Below are 937 nucleotides of genomic sequence, written 5' to 3' on the forward strand. Positions count from 1 at the left end.
GACCAACTCATGGAGCGCAGGAGTCAAGGACGATGGTACGCTTTGGACATGGGGTACAGATAGTCTACTGCGCGAGACTAAGACAGGACAAGACCCAACGCCTAGGCAAGTCGAGGGCGTGAATGATGCGGTAGCCGTATCAGGTGCTGGTCATATGCTACTACTTAAAGAGGATGGCACAGTATGGGGTTGGGGTAGTAACTATCATGGAAAGATAGATCCTAGTGATGATGATACATTTATTGAAGAGTTACGACAGATTCAAGGAATTGAGAATGTTGTAGACATAGATGCTAGTGAGTTTGCTTCGATATTTTTAACACAAGATGGAAGCGTTTATATTTTAGGAAATAAGAATGATTATCCTAGCGAATGTAATGATTATCCTAGCGAATGTAACGAGTTTAGGATATGTAAAATCACTATGTTCAATGATATGAACATAGTGAAAGTACAAGGTAGCATTAGTACGATTTTCGCACTTAATGACAAAGGTGAAATGTATACGACAGGTTTTTATCCAAAAGATTTAGGACGGTTTGAAGATAATTCAGGGTATCAAAATTTCAAACACAAAAAAGATCTATTTGGACTTGAGAAGGTAAATGTTCCTAGAAAAGTAGTTGATTTCTCATATGGGTTCGGAAATTTTGCACTGCTAGAAGATGGTTCTTTATGGAGTTGGGGCGATGGTAGTGGTGGATGGACAGCTCAAGGAACGCTTCAAAATAGCCTCAAGCCTAAAAAGGTTGATGGACTTAGTAAAGTGGTAAAAATGAATTCATACTCTGCCAATACGGATAATGGAGATTTATATATTTGGGGTATGTATACCTTTGAAGGAAAGATGTCCTCAAATCGAAGCAATATTTCTAGACCTATTAAAGTGATGAGTAATATTAGGGTTTCTCAGTATGTTGAAGGCAATGGTAACGAG

Annotated in this window: 1 protein-coding gene; it reads left to right on the plus strand. The window is 38.6% G+C overall.

The genetic code is table 11. The features are described 5' to 3' along the window. Positions 1-118: 118 nt before the first annotated feature. A partial coding sequence (locus CXF61_RS01760) for an RCC1 domain-containing protein (RefSeq protein WP_193834161.1) occupies positions 119-937 on the plus strand: 819 nt, incomplete at its 3' end.

It is taken from the genome of Psychrobacter sp. 4Dc (assembly GCF_002836715.1).
Classification (GTDB): Bacteria; Pseudomonadota; Gammaproteobacteria; order Pseudomonadales; family Moraxellaceae; genus Psychrobacter.